Origin of the sequence: Serratia proteamaculans, from assembly GCF_949794035.1 — a bacterium.
GTDB classification, from domain to species: Bacteria; Pseudomonadota; Gammaproteobacteria; order Enterobacterales; family Enterobacteriaceae; genus Serratia; species Serratia proteamaculans.
This window is the reverse complement of sequence record NZ_OX461105.1, coordinates 2,340,108-2,357,052: the sequence shown is the minus strand read 5'-3', so window position 1 is coordinate 2,357,052 and position 16,945 is coordinate 2,340,108. Positions and strand designations below refer to the sequence as shown.

Genomic DNA, 16,945 nt, shown 5'->3' with positions numbered 1-16,945 from the left:
CTGTCTGTCTAATTTTTATGCGCTGATGAACGCTGAATCAGGCCTTTATTCAGGCCCACCCTGTTTTTTATTAGGGATAAAAACTAACATACTCGTTTAGTGAAGGCATGCAGATTATTGCAATTGCCCTGCCGCAGTATGGCCCGCAACAAAAGGTGTGCCGCCCTGTCGTTTTTCACTAACATGCACCATGATTAAACGGCCCCAAGGAGTTAACTTACCAGAATGAGAACCCATTCATGACAATCCCGAAATCCCGATATGATTTGCCACGGCTCATTTTTGGCGTGATGTTTATCGTCATTATGATCGTCGCCTGTTTTTGGGTCGTTCAACCTTTTATACTCGGCTTTGCCTGGGCCGGCATGGTGGTCATCGCCACCTGGCCGCTGCTGATTAAACTGCAAAGAATACTGTGGGGACGGCGTTCGCTGGCGGTGATCGTGATGACGTTGCTGCTGATCCTGCTGTTCATCCTGCCAATCTCTCTTCTGGTCAGCAGCGTAGTGGACAACAGCGCGCCAATCGTTGCCTGGGCCAGTACGCCTGGCAAACTGCATATTCCCGATCTGGCCTGGCTGCAATCGATCCCGATGATCGGCGACAAGATCTACACCAGCTATCATACGCTGGTGAACGCCGGCGGAACCGCACTGGTGGCGAAGGTACAGCCTTACTTCGGCCAGACCGCCACCTGGTTTGTAGCACAGGCCGCACATATTGGCCGCCTGCTGTTGCATTGCACGCTGATGCTGTTATTTAGCGTGTTGCTGTATGCACGCGGTGAGCAAGTGGCTCTGGGCATTCGTCACTTTGCCACCCGCCTGGGTGCCGAAAGAGGCGACGCGGCGGTGGTGCTCGGCGGTCAGGCGATCCGCGCCGTGGCGCTGGGTGTGGTAGTCACCGCGCTGGTGCAATCGGTACTGGGCGGTATTGGCCTGGCCGTAACCGGCATTCCCGCTGCCACCCTGCTGACGGTACTGATCTTTATCTGCTGCGTGGCGCAATTGGGGCCGTTATTGGTGCTGGTGCCAGCCATTATCTGGCTGTACTGGAGTGGCGATACCACCTGGGGCACCGTGTTGCTGGTCTGGAGCTGCGTGGTGGCCACGCTGGATAACGTGCTGCGGCCAGTGCTGATCCGCATGGGCGCCGATCTGCCGATGATCCTGATCCTGTCCGGCGTTATCGGTGGCCTGCTGGCCTTCGGCATGATTGGCTTGTTTATCGGCCCGGTGGTCCTGGCGGTGTCTTATCGTTTGCTCACCGCCTGGATGAACGAAGCCCCCGAGCCGACCACCGATCTGGAAGACGTCGCCAAAGAACTGGAACAGATGTAATCCCCCGTTCCTGTCCGGGCTGCCGGGCAGGAACCTCCTGCTCCATTTTGTTTTTTGAATTCTCCCGCCACGATTATCAAACTCGCCGCTGTGACGTCCCCTATGAACATTAATTAAACATACTGAGTAAATGCATCTTTTTAGAGACAGATAAAATTGAGTTCCCTTTAGAATAAATTCTAATACGGAACTTGATTAGGACGATTCTTAATGACTGGCGACGCTTAAATATTTAGTATTATTGCCATCTATTGCTTCAAATACCTGATTTAAAGCAAGATTTCCAAACAATGTAATGCCATACATGTGAATTGCTGTGTGTAGTCTTTGCCCGTCTTCTATGATGGGCTTTTTTTTATTCTTTTTTTGACCATTATTATTCCCAGCGCCAATTCTATTTACATTCAGAAGTAAAAATCCGCCTTCGTAGAAGGCGGCATTGCTTGGGCGCCCCATAGGGGCGTACTAAGCTCGAACCCTAAGGGTCCTCACTTCACATTCCATGTAAACTCAGCTGGTTTTCTTCTTGCTCGTGTTTCTCTTGGTACTTTACGTACTTGCGGATCATCTCTGCGTTTACACCTACGGTGTCCACACAGTAGCCCTTCGCCCAAAAGTGATTTCCCCACAACTTGTGCTTCCTCAAGTAGGGGAATTTATTAAACAAACGGATAGCTGTTCGGCCTTTAAGGTGGCCCATCACTTCTGATACTGACAGTTTCGGCGGGATCTTTATCAGTAAATGAACATGATCTAACTGAACATTTAACTCCACTATTTCTACATGGAGTTGTTCACTTAATATTCTTATTTGCCTGTAAACCTCTTTCCCTACATTGTTTTTCAGTATTCGAAATCGGCACTTGGGCGTCCAAACTATATGGTATTGACAATGCCAGAGCACATGCGATGCTTTTTCGAACCTACTCATGGTTAAATCCTTATCAGTTATGGGGATAACGGATTCGGATTTTCCCATGAGTAGCATTACTGGCAGAGCCAAAAAGTCGATAACCACGTCCATAGGACGTGGTATTCAGTTAGAAATAAAAAAGCCGTAACCTGAGTTACGGCTTTAAGATCCGTGGTTAATTCGTTACCCGAGAATTACTTTCTCTTCGACAGATTAACCCAGGTTTGCACTACGGTGTCCGGGTTGAGCGACAGGCTGTCTATGCCCTGATCCATCAGCCATTCGGCAAAGTCTTCATGGTCGGACGGACCCTGACCGCAAATGCCGACGTATTTACCCTGGCGCTTGGCCGCCTGAATCGCCATCGACAGCAGAATTTTCACCGCTTCGTTACGCTCATCAAACAGCTCAGACACCACGCCCGAGTCACGATCCAGCCCCAGGGTTAACTGGGTCATGTCGTTGGAGCCGATAGAGAAGCCATCAAAGTGTTCGAGGAACTGATCCGCCAACAACGCATTGGACGGGATCTCGCACATCATGATCACTTTCAGGCCGTTCTCGCCGCGCTTCAGGCCCTGGCGTGCCAACTCGGCAACCACCGCTTCCGCCTGTTCCACCGTGCGAACAAACGGCACCATGATTTCGACGTTGGTCAGGCCCATTTCGTTACGTACGCGTTTTACCGCGTCACATTCCATCGCGAAACAATCACGGAAGTTGTCAGACACATAGCGACCGGCGCCACGGAAGCCCAGCATTGGATTCTCTTCGTGCGGTTCATACTTCTCGCCACCGACCAGGTTGGCATACTCATTGGACTTGAAGTCGGACAGGCGCACGATCACCCGCTTCGGCCAGAACGCCGCACCCAGCGTAGCGATCCCTTCTGTCAGACGGCCAACATAGAACTCGACCGGATGGTCATAGCCCTGCATCAACGCCTTGATTTCCGTTTGCAGCTCTGGGGTTTGCTGATCAAACTCCAGCAACGCCTTCGGGTGCACGCCAATCATACGGTTGATGATAAATTCCAGACGGGCCAGGCCCACACCTTCATTCGGCAAACGCGCGAAATCGAAGGCACGGTCAGGGTTACCGACGTTCATCATGATTTTCAGCGGCAGATCCGGCAGCTCGGTTACTTCGGAGCTCTGCACGTTGAAATCGAGGATATCGCTGTAAACGAAGCCGGTATCACCTTCTGCACAAGAAACGGTGACCTGCTGGCCTTCTTTCAGCAGATCGGTCGCGTTACCGCAGCCCACCACCGCCGGAATACCCAGTTCACGCGCGATGATCGCTGCGTGGCAAGTACGGCCGCCACGGTTGGTGACGATCGCCGCGGCTTTCTTCATGATCGGTTCCCAATCCGGGTCGGTCATGTCAGTCACCAGCACATCGCCCGGCTGAATACGATCCATCTCGCTGATGTTATGGATGACCTTCACCGGGCCTGCGCCAATGCGATGGCCGATGGCACGCCCTTCCACCAGCACCGGGCTGGTGGCGTTAAGCTGATAGCGCTCCATGGTTTGCTCGTTAGAGCGCACGGTTTCCGGACGGGCCTGTACGATCAGCAATTTGCCGGTATGACCGTCTTTTGCCCACTCGATGTCCATCGGACGACCGTAGTGTTTTTCGATCAGGATCGCCTGGTGTGCCAGCCCCTGCACTTCTTCGTCGGTCAGAGAGAAACGATTGCGTTGCTGCTCTGGCACATCTTCAATTTGTACCTGCTTGCCGTGATCCTGCGATGGCGCATACACCATGCGGATTTTCTTCGACCCCAGGTTGCGACGTACGATAGCCGGGTTGCCTCTCAGCAGCGTCGGTTTATGCACATAAAACTCGTCAGGGTTGACCGCGCCCTGCACCACCATTTCACCCAAGCCGAAGGCGGAAGTGATAAACACCACCTGGTCAAAACCGGATTCGGTATCGATGGTGAACATCACACCCGAAGACGCGAGGTCAGAACGCACCATACGCTGCACACCGGCCGACAACGCCACGCCGCGGTGATCGTAACCCTGATGCACGCGGTAGGAGATGGCACGGTCGTTAAACAGTGAGGCAAACACGTGCTTGATCGCTACCATAACGGCGTCGATACCCTGCACGTTAAGGAAGGTTTCCTGCTGACCGGCAAAGGAAGCATCCGGCATGTCTTCTGCGGTGGCAGACGAACGCACGGCGAATGACGCTTCCGGCTCGCCATCGGCCAGTTGCTGGTAAGCCAGGTTAATTTCACGCTCGAATTCCGCATGGAACGGCGTGTCGATGACCCATTGGCGAATTTGCGCGCCAGCCTTGGTCAATTGAGCAATGTCGTCAACGTCAGTTTGATCCAGTAACTGATAGATGCGCTGGTTAACACCGCTTTGCTCGAGGAAATCGTTAAACGCCTGCGCGGTGGTGGCAAAACCGTTTGGCACGGCAACGCCCAAATCGGAAAGATTGGTGATCATTTCACCGAGGGAGGCATTTTTGCCGCCGACACGGTCAACGTCGTGCATGCCGAGCTGGTTGTACCAAAGCACATTACGCAAGTCTGGGCCATTGTTGGACATCGAGACAATCCTTATTGCTATCAGTAGGGTATAGACGGATTTAATTCGCTTGCTTTCTCAGCGCCGCTAAAACGGTGCCGAATCAGACTAGCACAATGATCCATAAGAAATGGAAAGGTGAATCGATCAACCCGGCGAAGAAAGTGGATTTTAGGAAAACTTCCTGAAACGGGAAACCTAGCTGGAATCGTTCCCTTTCGCACTAATAGCTTAAATCTCAACAAATTAAGTATTTTTTAAACTTCAGCTTTAAAAAACCCTGTAATTTATCCTGTCTTTGGTGAAAATATCACCACCCTGCCGAATAATTCCTCATTAGCAATAAATCCGCATTTTTCATAAAAATTAAAATAGCGTTTTAGCCCGGTATTTTCATGACGGTCGGTTATACTCTGACCGCCGCAATTGATCATCGACTCTGCCTGCATTATCACAATTTTTTCGCCCGCCCCTTTACCGCAGGTAAATCTGCAGCCCATGATAAGGACAGGCAAACGTGATAATGACGTCACCGTTTCAGGTAAGGAGCCCAGGGTGGAAAGAAGCGTTTTTTATATTTCGGACGGTACGGCGATCACCGCCGAGGTTTTGGGCCACGCGGTGTTGTCGCAATTTCCGGTAAAGGCCACCACCTTTACGCTGCCCTTTGTGGAAACCGAAGCGCGGGCCCGCGGGGTTTGTCAGCAAATTAACGATATTTATCGTGAGACCGGCGTGCGGCCGCTGGTGTTTTACTCGATCATTTCGCCGGAAGTGCGCAATGTCATTACCCAGAGCGAAGGTTTCTGCCAGGATATCGTGCAGGCGCTGGTCGGCCCGTTACAGGGTGAACTGGAAGTGGAACCGACCCCGGTGCCTAACCGTACCCACGGATTGACCGCCAGCAACCTCGGCAAATATGACGCCCGTATCGCCGCCATTGACTACACGTTAGCGCATGATGACGGTATTTCGCTGCGTAATCTCGATCAGGCGCAGGTGATTTTGCTCGGCGTTTCGCGCTGCGGCAAGACCCCCACCAGCCTGTATCTGGCGATGCAGTTCGGTATCCGCGCAGCCAACTACCCGTTTACCGCCGACGATATGGACAATTTGCACCTTCCCGTGGCGCTGAAGCCGTTTCAGCACAAGCTTTTCGGCCTGACCATCGACCCGGAACGCTTGGCCGCCATCCGCGAAGAACGTCGAGAAAACAGCCGTTATGCCTCAATTCGCCAGTGCCGGATGGAGCTTGCAGAAGTCGAGGCGCTGTTTCGTAAAAACCAGATCCGTTATCTGAACACCACCAATTATTCGGTGGAAGAGATCTCGACCAAAATCCTGGATATTCTGGGCATGAGCCGCCGTATGTTCTGATGATAAGATGGCGGGAAAGAAGCGCCCTGCCATCTGTTGTTTATTTCCCCACGGGCCACGTTTTTTGTGCTTTTTTTAGCGGTTTTGATCAACAGAACACAGTTTCTCCGGTTGAATTCATCGGTTTTTACGTTATTGTGATCGCCATCACTTCCCGGCACTCCTGCCGCAGCGAAGAAAAGTCTTTAGAGAAAATCATGCACAAAACAGATGAACTGCGGACCGCGCGCATCGACAGCCTCGTCACGCCGCAAGAACTGGCGGAGAAGTTGCCAATCTCGGCGGAAATCGCGGACAACGTGACTGCCTCACGGCAGCGAATTGAGAAGATCCTGACCGGCGAAGACCGTCGCCTGCTGGTGGTGATCGGCCCTTGCTCTATCCACGATCTGGACGCCGCCGTCGACTATGCCGGCCGTCTGAATGCGCTGCGCATTCGTTACCAGGATCGCCTGGAAATCGTGATGCGCACCTATTTTGAAAAACCGCGCACCGTGGTCGGCTGGAAAGGCCTGATCTCCGATCCGGCACTGGATGGCACCTTCCAGGTCAATCGGGGCATCGAAATGGCGCGTCGGCTGCTGCTGGAAGTGAACCAGCTCGGCCTGCCAACTGCCACCGAGTTCCTCGACATGGTGGTTGGTCAGTACATTGCCGACTTAATCAGTTGGGGCGCGATTGGCGCACGCACTACCGAAAGCCAGATCCACCGTGAAATGGCCTCCGCGCTTTCCTGCCCGGTGGGCTTCAAGAACGGCACTGACGGCAACACCCGTATCGCGATTGACGCCATCCGTGCGGCACGGGCCGGACATATGTTCCTGTCACCGGACAAACACGGGCAGATGACAATCTATCAGACCAGCGGCAACCCTTATGGCCATATCATCATGCGTGGCGGCAAGACGCCAAACTACCACGCTACCGATGTGGTCGCCGCCTGCGACAGCCTGCGCGAATTCGATTTGCCGGAGCAGCTGGTGATCGACTTCAGCCACGGTAACTGCCAGAAATTGCATCGTCGCCAGTTGGAAGTAGCCGAAAATGTCTGCCAGCAAATCCGCGCCGGTTCCGTCGCCGTCGCCGGTGTAATGGCAGAAAGTTTCCTGGTGGAAGGCACCCAGAAAATCGTTGCCGGTCAGCCGCTGACCTATGGTCAGTCCATCACCGATCCTTGCCTGAGCTGGTCCGACAGCGAACAACTGCTGGCGATGCTGGCCGATGCGGTGGACACCCGCTTCTGATCCCATGGCCGGGGCGCCCGCCCCGGCTTTTCTGCCCGCCACTCACTCATCTATACTGGTAGCAATTCTCGCAGTTCCCCATGGAACGGATTTGGAGCCAAGGCATGATCCACTCACTGTTATCTATCCCCTGCGTCACACTGCAAGGGGAGCACAAAACCCTGGGCGACTTCCCTGCCCGGGCTTACCTGGTGGTCAACACCGCCAGCAAATGCGGGTTTACACCTCAGTACCACGGGTTGGAAAATCTGTGGCAGTATTATCGCGATCGCGGCCTGATGGTGTTGGGTTTCCCCTGCAATCAGTTCGGTGCACAAGAACCCGGCGATCCACTGGAGATCGCCAACTTTTGCACGCTGAACTATGGTGTCAGCTTCCCGCTGTTCAGCAAGGTTGAAGTTAATGGCCCGGGCGCGCATCCCCTGTTCAACGAATTAAAACGTCTGGCACCCGGCGTGCTGGGCAGTCAACGTATCAAATGGAACTTCACCAAGTTCTTGCTGACCGCCGACGGCCAGCGGGTGAAACGCTACGCGCCCATCACCAAACCCGAACGTCTGTTTGACCGCATCGAAACCCTGCTGAAATAACCCCGATTTTTACGGGCTGAGTCGTCTCAGCCCGTCTCACATCACCTTCCTGCAAAAAGCTTCCGTCGGTAAGAAAATTTTCCTTGATGTAACCTTTCGTTCACATGATAATGATTCTCACTTTGATATTAATTACTATTTAACGGTCTGTTTTATAAACACATGACGATGGATAATTATAACCGCACCCCGCCTGCCCAAGCAGCTCACCCCGCTGAAAGCGGCCTGGTTTCGCCTCCTTGCTATGACAGCGCGCAGCTGCTTGATGCCGACGGCGTGGCAATCATCATCCATCAGGGCCAGCGCTATCAGCTGCGGCAGACCAAAGCCGGGAAATTGATCCTGACCAAATAACGCCTTCCCCCTCAACGCCAGCCACCCCGATCGTTTTTGATCCAGGCAGCCAGCAAATCTATTGATATGTTTAAAACATACGGAGAGTTGCGACATGCCTCTGACCTATTCCACCCGGCTGCGTTTATCCGCATTGAGTCTGGCGATTGCCTGTGCTCTGCCGACGGTGACTTTTGCACAAACCAGCAGTACCCCTGTTTCTTCAACGACGACGCCGGTAAAAAAGGATAAAACCAGCGACGAAACCCTGACCGTCGCCGCCACCGGCAACGCTCGCAGCAGCTTTGAAGCACCGATGATGGTTACGGTGATCGAGGGCCATACGCCTGAAAGCCAAACCGCCACCAGCGCCGCCGATATGCTACGCCGTGTGCCAGGCATTACCGTCAATGGTACCGGCCGCAGCAATGGACAGGATGTTTTCATGCGTGGCTACGGTAAAAATGGCGTGCTAACGCTGGTCGATGGCATCCGCCAGGGCACCGACACCGGGCACCTTGGTGCTACCTTCCTCGATCCGGCTCTGGTGAAACGCATTGAAGTGGTGCGCGGCCCTTCTGCCCTGTTGTACGGCAGTGGCGCACTGGGTGGTGTAATCGCCTATGAAACCGTGGATGCCGCCGATCTGCTGTTACCCGGCCATAATAGCGGCTACCGGGTTTACGGCACCGCCGGCAGCGGCGATCACAGCCTGGGTATGGGCGCCAGCGCCTACGGCAGGACAGACAATCTCGACGGTCTGCTATCATTTGGTACCCGCAACGTCGGCAATCTGCGCCAGGGCAACGGCTTTGATGCACCCAACGATGAAACCATCAGTAATCTGCTGGCCAAGGGCACCTGGGCTCTCGATGAAAATCAATCGTTGAGCGGTGATCTGCGTTACTACAATAACCGAGCTCAGGAGCCGAAGAACCCACAGGAATCAGCCAGCAGCAGTGGCAACCTGATGACTGACCGCTCAACCATCCAGCGCGACGGCCAGCTCAGCTACAAACTGAACCCTGTGGGGCAGGACTGGCTCGATGCCGAAGCCAAAGTCTATTACTCTGAAGTAGAGATCAACGCCCACACCAACGGTAGCGAAGACGAAGCACGCAAGCAGACCACCCGTGGTGCCAAATTGGAAAACCGCACCCGATTGTTTGCCGATACCTTCGCTTCTCACCTGTTTACCTATGGCAGCGAAGCTTACAAGCAAGAACAGACACCGGGTGGTGCGACCGAAAGCTTCCCACAGGCGAAAATCAATTTTGCTTCGGGCTGGTTGCAGGATGAAATTACCCTGCGCGACCTGCCAGTCACCCTGCTTGCCGGGACGCGTTACGATAACTACAAGGGCTCCAGCGATGGCTATGCCGATGTTGACGCCGACAAATGGTCGTCGCGCGGTGCCGTCAGCATTACGCCAACCGACTGGTTGATGCTGTTCGGCTCTTATTCCCAGGCTTTCCGCGCGCCTACCATGGGCGAGATGTACAACGACTCCAAGCACTTCTCTATCCCCATGGGGCCCACCACCATTACCAACAACTGGGTGCCTAACCCGAATCTGAAGCCGGAAACCAATGCCACCCAGGAATACGGCTTCGGGCTGCGTTTTGACGACCTGTTGCTGGCTGATGACAGCCTGCAATTCAAAGCCAGTTACTTCGATACCAAAGCCAGGGACTACATCACCACGGATGTCACCATGGAGCTGGGCCGTGGCCCTCGTGGTCCCTATTGCATCAGTTGCACCACTTTCTCGACCAATATCGATCGCGCAAAAATATGGGGCTGGGACGCCACGTTGAGCTACAAAACCGCTATTTTTGGTTGGGACCTGGCGTACAACCGGACTCGCGGCAAGAACGAAAGCAGCGGTGAATGGTTAAACAGCATCAATCCGGACACCATGACCAGCACACTGGACGTTCCCTTGGGTGAAACAGGCCTGTCGACCGGCTGGGTTGCCACGCTGGCACAACGCGCCTCCCGTGTGGAGACCGGCACGGCGGAGCAAGGCGGCTATGGCGTCAACGATTTCTACCTCAGCTTTAAAGGCCGTGAGCGCCTGCAAGGCGTCACCACCACGGTGGTGCTTGGCAACGCCTTTGATAAAGAATACTACTCGCCACAGGGCATTCCGCAGGATGGGCGTAATGCCAAACTGCTGGTCAGCTATCAGTGGTAACGTTTTGAATCCGGCGGGCAAGCTGATTGCCCGTCGATTGAACCTCACGCAGGAGAACACCCTATGAGCAATACCCTATACGCACGCTACCAACAGGCAAAAATCGATAACCCGGGCAAATATGCGCGCGATCTGGCTGAGCTGCTTGGCGTCAGCGAAGCGGAACTGACCCATGCCCGCGTCGGTCAGGATACCCGTCGCCTGCAGGCAGACGCCCGTACCCTGCTGACCGAACTTGAGCAGGTTGGCGTGACCAAATCCATCACCCGCAACAGCTACGCGGTGCACGAGCAAATGGGCCGTTACCGCAACCAGCACCTGAACGGCCACGCCGGGCTGATCCTCAATCCGCGTGAGCTGGATCTGCGCCTGTTCCTCAATCAGTGGGCCAGCGCTTTCGCCATGAGCGAAACCAATAAGCGCGGCGTACGTCACAGCATTCAGTTCTTCGATCATCAGGGTGACGCACTGCATAAGGTGTACACCACCGATGAAACCGATCTGCCGGCCTGGATGGCGCTGGTTGAACGCCACCTGAACGCAGAAAACCCAGAGCTGGCGCTGCAACCGGCAGACGCCACGGTCAATACTACATCGCCGGATGCCGACAAGATCGACCAGGAATGGCGTGCAATGACCGACGTTCACCAGTTCTTCCAGTTGCTGGGCCGCAATAAACTGACGCGTCAGCAAGCCTTCCGCGCCGTCGGTAACGATTTGGCCTATCGGGTCGATAACAGCGCCCTGAACCAATTGCTTAACGCCGCGATGGGCCTGCAGAACGAGATCATGATTTTTGTCGGCAACCGCGGCTGCGTGCAGATCTTCACCGGCCAGATTGAACGTCTGATGCCGCAGGAAGGCTGGATCAACGTGTTTAACCGCCGTTTCACCCTGCACCTGATCGAAGACGCGATCGCCGAAAGCTGGATCACCCGCAAGCCGACCAAAGACGGCTTTGTCACCAGCCTGGAACTGTTCGCCGCCGACGGCACACAGATCGCCCAGCTCTATGGCCAACGCACCGAAGGGCAGCCGGAACAAACCCAGTGGCGTGAGCAGGTCGCCGCGCTTGAACCCAAGGACATTGCCGCATGAAACCCTCATTGACCCGTCGTCTGGCGTTTTGCATAACGCTGGCGTTGCCGTTCACCGCTGCGGCGGCGGAACGTATTGTCTCGATAGGCGGTGACGTCACCGAAATTGCCTTCGCTCTGGGCGCGGGCGATGAAGTGATAGCACGAGACAGCACCAGCCTGCAGCCGCAAGCGGTTAAAAAGTTGCCGGATGTCGGTTACATGCGCCAGCTCAATGCCGAAGGTATTCTGGCGCTGAAACCCACGTTGGTGCTGACCACCGAGTTGGCCGAACCGGCGCTGGTGCTCAAACAGCTGGAAGAAAGCGGCGTTAAAGTGGTGCGCATTCCCGGCGATACTACCTTGCAGAGCGTGCCGGAAAAAATCGGCGTGATCGCCAATGCGTTACAGCGAGTCGACCAGGGGAAGCAGTTAAGCACCCGCTACCAGCAGCAACTGGCGGCAGTGAAAACCGATGCGCTGCCGGTCAGGGTATTGTTCGTCATGAGTCACGGCGGTCTTACACCGATGGCCGCCGGGCAACATACCGCCGCCGATGCGATCATTACCGCGGCGGGTCTGAAGAATGCCATGCAAGGGTTCAGCCGCTATCGCCCACTGTCGCAGGAAGGCGTGATCGCCAGCGCGCCCGACCTGCTGTTGATCACTACTGACGGCATGAAAACTCTCGGCGGCCCGCAGCAGCTGTGGAAATTGCCGGGTATCGCACTCACCCCGGCGGGCAAACAGCAGCGCGTACTGGTGGTTGACGATATGGCGTTGCTGGGCTTTGGGCTGGAAACTCCGGCCGCGCTGGCCGCACTGCGTCATGCGGCGGAGCAAAAGTAATGCGCAGTCGCACCTCCCCCCGTCTGGCAATCACCGGTCTGCTGGTGCTGCTGATGTTGTTGGCGCTGGGCGCCGCCAATCTGGGTGCGCTGACACTGTCGTTCCGCACCCTGTGGCAACAGCCCTTTAGCGACACAGCCTGGCATATTTGGCTGAACATCCGCCTGCCGCGCGTACTGCTGGCGGTGGTGATAGGCTGTGCGTTGGCGGTGTCTGGTGCCGTGATGCAAGGGTTGTTTCGTAACCCATTGGCCGATCCCAGCCTGCTGGGTATCAGCAGCGGCGGCGCGCTGTTTGTTGCGCTGATTATCGTTATGCCACTGGCCCTGCCACCGGTGATCGCTTTGTATGGCCATATGCTGGCGGCGTTCCTCGGCAGCATGTTGGTATCGCTGTTGATCTACGGCATCAGCCGCAGCGGTCACGGCAGCCTGTCACGCCTGTTGCTGGCAGGTATCGCCATCAACGCCCTGTGCATGGCGGCGATTGGCGTGTTGTCTTATCTCAGTAGCGACCAGCAACTGCGCCAGTTTTCACTGTGGATGATGGGCAGTCTGAGCCAATCCCAGTGGCCAACGTTGGTGGTTTCCGCCTCGCTGATCCTGCCGGCCACCCTGCTGACGCTATTACAGGCGCGCCGCCTGAACCTGCTGCAACTGGGCGATGAAGAGGCGCACTACCTGGGGGTGAATGTTCAGCGGGCCAAGCTGCAACTGCTGCTGTTAAGCGCATTGTTGATTGGTGCGGCAGTGGCGATGAGCGGCGTGATTGGTTTTATCGGGCTGGTGGTGCCACATCTGGTACGTATGCGCCTCGGTGGCGACCATCGCTGGCTGCTGCCCTGCTCTGCACTCGGTGGCGCCTGTCTGCTGTTGGTCAGCGATACGCTGGCGCGCACCCTGGTGGCACCGGCAGAAATGCCGGTCGGCTTGATGACCAGCCTGATCGGCGGGCCTTACTTTTTATGGCTGGTGATGCGCCAGCGGGAGCGCATGGGTGGATAACTCATCAAGCCTGACGGCGCAGCAATTACGCTACAGCCTGGGTTCACGTCGGCTGATCAGTGACGTGTCACTCAGTATCGCCAGCGGCGAAATGGTGGCAATTATCGGGCCGAACGGCGCGGGCAAGTCGACGTTACTGCGTCTGTTAACCGGTTATCTTCAGCCGGGCTGTGGTGAATGCCAGTTGCTTGGCCGACCGCTGGAACAGTGGCAGCCGCAACAGTTGGCGAAAGTGCGCGCGGTAATGCGCCAGCACAGCGATCTGGCCTTTCCCTTTACCGTCGAGGAAGTGGTCAGTATGGGTCGCGCGCCCCACGGTAAGCGCGACGCACAGCAGGCGATGCAGCAAGTGATGGCGCAAACCGACTGTCTCGAATTGGCCCAGCGCGATTATCGGCAACTTTCCGGTGGCGAACAACAACGGGTACAGCTTGCCCGCGTGCTGGCACAGCTTTGGCAACCGCAGCCCACTCCGGCCTGGCTGTTTCTCGACGAACCGACCTCGGCGCTGGATCTTTACCACCAGCAACATACGCTGAGGCTGCTGCGCACGCTGACGCGGCAACAGCCAATTGCGGTGTGCTGTGTATTGCACGATCTCAATCTGGCCGCACTGTACGCGGACCGTATTTTATTGCTGCATCAGGGGCAATTGGTCGCTACGGGCACGCCGCAGGAAGTGTTGCAGGCGGATATTCTCACCCGTTGGTATCAGGCGGATCTGGGAGTGGTTCACCACCCGGAAGTGGCGCTGCCGCAGGTGTATTTGCGTCAATAGAACTATAGCGGGTGCGGCAGGCCGCACCCGTCATCTTCTATCACCTATCAGCTCGAACAGGAGATCTCCAGATGTTTGCCCCAATCCGGCGGCAACGCGGCGAGATCGTCATACTCCGGTTTGTCGGCAAACGGCGTCAGCAATGCCTGATGCAGGCGAGCCAGCTTACTGACATCATCCTGTTCGGCGCTTTCAATCGCCTGTTGCGCCAGATAGTTGCGCAGGATCAGCTTCGGGTTCACCGCCTTCATCGCCTGTTGCCGTTCGGCATCACTCACCTGCTCTTGCTGCAAGCGCTGACGGTACTGCTGGTACCAGCCGTCAAACGCGGCGCGATCAATAAATTCATCCCGCAACGGTGACTGCGCCTGTTGCTGCTCCGTCTGGCTCAGCAGACGGAAGGTGCGGCTGTAGTCTCGTCCCTCTTGCGCCATCAGGCTCAACAACCCGGTCAGCAGGCTGTTATCTTGCGAAGACTGAGTGAAGAAACCGAGCTTGGCACGCATCTGTTCGCCATAAGCCTGCATCAGGGCCGGTTCATAGGCCGCCAGCGCGTTCTGCAGCTGTTCGGTACTCATCAGCCCGGACAGGGTCTGCGCCAGCCGGTGGAGGTTCCACAGCGCCACCGCCGGCTGATTATCATAGGCGTAACGCCCCTGGTGATCCGAATGGTTGCAGATGTAGTCGGGTTTGTAGTCGTCGAGGAAACCGTACGGGCCGTAGTCGATGGTAATACCCAGGATCGACATGTTATCGGTGTTCATTACGCCATGAGCAAAACCAACGGTCTGCCAATGAGCAATCAACCGCGCGGTGCGTTCAACCACGTCGGTAAACCACTGCAGATAGCCATCACTCTGATCTTGAAACTGCGGCCAGTGGCGGGCAATAACAAAATCGGCCAACTGCTGAACCTGTTCCGGCTGCTTACGGTAGTAAAAATGTTCAAAATGGCCGAAGCGCACGTGGCTTTCCGCTACGCGCAATAGCATTGCACCGCGCTCCGGTTGTTCACGGTAGACAGGTTGCTCACTGGTGACGATGGTCAGCGCGCGCGTAGTTGGAATACCCAGATGATGCAGTGCCTCGGAGGCCAGGAACTCGCGGATCACCGAGCGCAGGACCGCACGGCCGTCGCCCATACGCGAATACGGCGTCAGGCCTGCGCCTTTCAGGTGCCAGTCCATGCTGCGGCCATCGGCCAGTCGTTGTTCACCCAGCAGAATGCCGCGACCGTCACCCAATTGCCCGGCCCAGACGCCGAACTGGTGGCCACTGTACACCTGGGCCAGCGGGCGCATGCCCGGCAGCAGCGTTTCACCCGCCCAAATCGGGGTTTTATCCTGGGTAAACCAGCTTTCGTCCAACCCCAGTTCTCGGGCCAGCGGCTCGCTGTGATACAGCAGCCGGGTGCCCTGCAGCGGCGTGGGGTTCAATTCGGTATAAAAACCGGTTAACTGTTGGTGGTAAGCGTTTTCAAACTGCGGCATAGGCCCTCCGTTCCACCTAGTGTAGAGCTTGGGCGTGGCGATTAACACAGAGGAAATGCAGGGAGAACGCATCTGCCTGAAACCAGGACAGATGCGCATGATTCAACGTTTATGCCGATATGGCTTAAAAGCCCTTTTGCGCTGATAGATAAAATACTTTATCAGCGAGAAAATCATGATGAATAACAGCGCAGGAATCACAGCAAACATCATCCAGTCCATTATTGGCCCCATTGTGTGTAGTAAGTACTGTCAATTATTGTTATTGAACTCATCGGGCGTTACCCGTAACACCGCCAGATTATCCACACCAACGCTGGGCCATAAAAAACCTTGCAGACCAAAAACGCCGGCGTGTCTGAGCTTATTAAAATATTCCTCCTTCTCTATTCCTTCGACGATCACCCCCTTGCACAGCAGATTGATATTCTTTAATAGCGAGTCGAACACTACGTCATAACCCTGATGGTTAAACAACTGCCAGTAAAAACGCTTATCGATTTTCACGTAGTCGAATAATCCATCATACAATGCGGTCAGGGTCGCCTGGCCGGAACCAAAGTCATCCAGCCACAGTGAGAACATCTCGCTAAGCTGACGGATCTTTGCATTGTTTTTTCCTGCTGAAAGATTCGGAAAACCTTCGCTGATTTCAAAGGCAATAAATGACCACTGTCTGATGCGCTCACACAATTGAGCGTCAGAGAGAATCAAATCGACCAGGGATTCTTCAACATTAAGGGTCAACAGCACGCCATTCTCGACAAACCAGGCGGCGTTCTGTTCTGCCAAACTCAATTGCTCATTAAATAACTCAATCCTTTGCTCGGGGGTCAATAAATTGATCCCAATGTCAGCCGGCATCGCCAAATCACCGTCCAGACTATTAAAACGGTTCAAAATTTCCACCGCCAACAGCCTGCCCTCCATTGAGTAAACAGGTTGAAAAACATAGCTACTAATAAAGTCAGCTTCGAATTGGATTTTCATTTCAGTGCCATAGGCTGAATGGCGAACATCTCATCGTATATCAATATATTTTATCGATCAATCCCTGTGGGATTAATCGGAAATATCAATGCAGCCAGTGATAATTTATCATTTAATTGATAGATTAAAGCTATATTGACCAGACAGAACGCAGCGTCAAAAACGATTTGGCTTAAGGCAAAAAATAGAGTGCCAGGCATGAATTTAAGTCA

At 55.0% G+C, this 16,945-nt stretch carries 14 protein-coding genes and 1 other RNA gene; 11 read left to right on the top strand and 4 right to left on the bottom strand.

What is annotated here, in order from left to right; all coding sequences use genetic code 11:
* The first annotated feature begins 239 nt into the window (after window positions 1-239).
* Window positions 240-1,340 carry an AI-2E family transporter YdiK gene (gene ydiK, locus QOT07_RS11090; RefSeq protein ID WP_099065631.1) on the top strand — a complete coding sequence of 367 codons (1,101 nt, stop codon included), beginning with the start codon at window positions 240-242 and terminating at the stop codon, window positions 1,338-1,340.
* A gap of 248 nt (window positions 1,341-1,588) precedes the next feature.
* An RNA gene (gene rprA / locus QOT07_RS11085) (antisense sRNA RprA) lies at window positions 1,589-1,699 on the top strand.
* A 134-nt stretch (window positions 1,700-1,833) separates the two neighbouring features.
* On the opposite strand, the gene tnpA is transcribed toward rprA, so the two are convergent.
* The gene (gene tnpA, locus QOT07_RS11080) at window positions 1,834-2,271 is read right to left on the bottom strand and encodes an IS200/IS605 family transposase (protein WP_283602402.1); all 438 of its coding nucleotides are present in this window, start codon (window positions 2,269-2,271) and stop codon (window positions 1,834-1,836) included.
* A 176-nt stretch (window positions 2,272-2,447) separates the two neighbouring features.
* Window positions 2,448-4,826, bottom strand: coding sequence for a phosphoenolpyruvate synthase (gene ppsA, locus QOT07_RS11075; protein WP_099065558.1), 2,379 nt, complete (start codon window positions 4,824-4,826; stop codon window positions 2,448-2,450).
* 534 nt (window positions 4,827-5,360) lie between these two features.
* Here ppsA and ppsR point away from each other — a divergent pair.
* From ppsR to QOT07_RS11030, 9 genes are all read left to right on the top strand, one after another.
* On the top strand, window positions 5,361-6,182 hold the full coding sequence (gene ppsR / locus QOT07_RS11070) for a posphoenolpyruvate synthetase regulatory kinase/phosphorylase PpsR (RefSeq protein WP_085116558.1): 822 nt from the start codon (window positions 5,361-5,363) through the stop codon (window positions 6,180-6,182).
* A 197-nt stretch (window positions 6,183-6,379) separates the two neighbouring features.
* Window positions 6,380-7,426, top strand: coding sequence for a 3-deoxy-7-phosphoheptulonate synthase (locus QOT07_RS11065; protein WP_135316322.1), 1,047 nt, complete (start codon window positions 6,380-6,382; stop codon window positions 7,424-7,426).
* A 104-nt stretch (window positions 7,427-7,530) separates the two neighbouring features.
* A complete protein-coding gene (locus tag QOT07_RS11060) occupies window positions 7,531-8,016 on the top strand; it encodes a glutathione peroxidase (RefSeq protein WP_099065557.1) in 486 nt (161 codons plus the stop codon).
* A 162-nt stretch (window positions 8,017-8,178) separates the two neighbouring features.
* Window positions 8,179-8,370, top strand: coding sequence for a hemin uptake protein HemP (gene hemP / locus QOT07_RS11055; protein WP_369804786.1), 192 nt, complete (start codon window positions 8,179-8,181; stop codon window positions 8,368-8,370).
* A 94-nt stretch (window positions 8,371-8,464) separates the two neighbouring features.
* Window positions 8,465-10,546 (top strand): TonB-dependent hemoglobin/transferrin/lactoferrin family receptor, encoded by a 2,082-nt coding sequence (locus QOT07_RS11050; RefSeq protein ID WP_283603108.1) that lies wholly within the window; start codon window positions 8,465-8,467, stop codon window positions 10,544-10,546.
* Window positions 10,547-10,609: 63 nt separating this feature from the next.
* Window positions 10,610-11,644 (top strand): hemin-degrading factor, encoded by a 1,035-nt coding sequence (locus tag QOT07_RS11045; protein ID WP_283603107.1) that lies wholly within the window; start codon window positions 10,610-10,612, stop codon window positions 11,642-11,644.
* Complete coding sequence (locus QOT07_RS11040; RefSeq protein ID WP_283603105.1) at window positions 11,641-12,471, top strand: heme/hemin ABC transporter substrate-binding protein; 831 nt, start codon at window positions 11,641-11,643, stop codon at window positions 12,469-12,471. Before QOT07_RS11045 ends, QOT07_RS11040 begins: the two co-directional genes overlap by 4 nt.
* Window positions 12,471-13,475, top strand: coding sequence for a FecCD family ABC transporter permease (locus QOT07_RS11035; RefSeq protein ID WP_099065552.1), 1,005 nt, complete (start codon window positions 12,471-12,473; stop codon window positions 13,473-13,475). The genes QOT07_RS11040 and QOT07_RS11035 overlap by 1 nt, the downstream gene beginning before the upstream one ends.
* On the top strand, window positions 13,468-14,253 hold the full coding sequence (locus QOT07_RS11030) for a heme ABC transporter ATP-binding protein (RefSeq protein WP_283603103.1): 786 nt from the start codon (window positions 13,468-13,470) through the stop codon (window positions 14,251-14,253). Before QOT07_RS11035 ends, QOT07_RS11030 begins: the two co-directional genes overlap by 8 nt.
* Window positions 14,254-14,300: 47 nt before the next feature.
* On the opposite strand, the gene QOT07_RS11025 is transcribed toward QOT07_RS11030, so the two are convergent.
* Both QOT07_RS11025 and QOT07_RS11020 read right to left on the bottom strand, forming a co-directional pair.
* Window positions 14,301-15,743 (bottom strand): protein adenylyltransferase SelO, encoded by a 1,443-nt coding sequence (locus QOT07_RS11025; RefSeq protein WP_099065550.1) that lies wholly within the window; start codon window positions 15,741-15,743, stop codon window positions 14,301-14,303.
* Window positions 15,744-15,995: 252 nt separating this feature from the next.
* Window positions 15,996-16,733, bottom strand: coding sequence for an EAL domain-containing protein (locus QOT07_RS11020; RefSeq protein WP_099065549.1), 738 nt, complete (start codon window positions 16,731-16,733; stop codon window positions 15,996-15,998).
* Between the last annotated feature and the right edge of the window lie 212 nt (window positions 16,734-16,945).

Bases quoted from the DNA above. Each gene is read 5' to 3' on its own strand.
- tnpA (WP_283602402.1), bottom strand. From the start codon at position 2,271: ATGAGTAGGTTCGAAAAAGCATCGCATGTGCTCTGGCATTGTCAATAC.
- QOT07_RS11035 (WP_099065552.1), top strand. From the start codon at position 12,471: ATGCGCAGTCGCACCTCCCCCCGTCTGGCAATCACCGGTCTGCTGGTG.
- QOT07_RS11060 (WP_099065557.1), top strand. From the start codon at position 7,531: ATGATCCACTCACTGTTATCTATCCCCTGCGTCACACTGCAAGGGGAG.
- QOT07_RS11045 (WP_283603107.1), top strand. From the start codon at position 10,610: ATGAGCAATACCCTATACGCACGCTACCAACAGGCAAAAATCGATAAC.
- QOT07_RS11040 (WP_283603105.1), top strand. From the start codon at position 11,641: ATGAAACCCTCATTGACCCGTCGTCTGGCGTTTTGCATAACGCTGGCG.
- ppsA (WP_099065558.1), bottom strand. From the start codon at position 4,826: ATGTCCAACAATGGCCCAGACTTGCGTAATGTGCTTTGGTACAACCAG.
- QOT07_RS11050 (WP_283603108.1), top strand. From the start codon at position 8,465: ATGCCTCTGACCTATTCCACCCGGCTGCGTTTATCCGCATTGAGTCTG.
- hemP (WP_369804786.1), top strand. From the start codon at position 8,179: ATGACGATGGATAATTATAACCGCACCCCGCCTGCCCAAGCAGCTCAC.
- QOT07_RS11020 (WP_099065549.1), bottom strand. From the start codon at position 16,733: ATGAAAATCCAATTCGAAGCTGACTTTATTAGTAGCTATGTTTTTCAA.
- QOT07_RS11065 (WP_135316322.1), top strand. From the start codon at position 6,380: ATGCACAAAACAGATGAACTGCGGACCGCGCGCATCGACAGCCTCGTC.
- ydiK (WP_099065631.1), top strand. From the start codon at position 240: ATGACAATCCCGAAATCCCGATATGATTTGCCACGGCTCATTTTTGGC.
- QOT07_RS11025 (WP_099065550.1), bottom strand. From the start codon at position 15,743: ATGCCGCAGTTTGAAAACGCTTACCACCAACAGTTAACCGGTTTTTAT.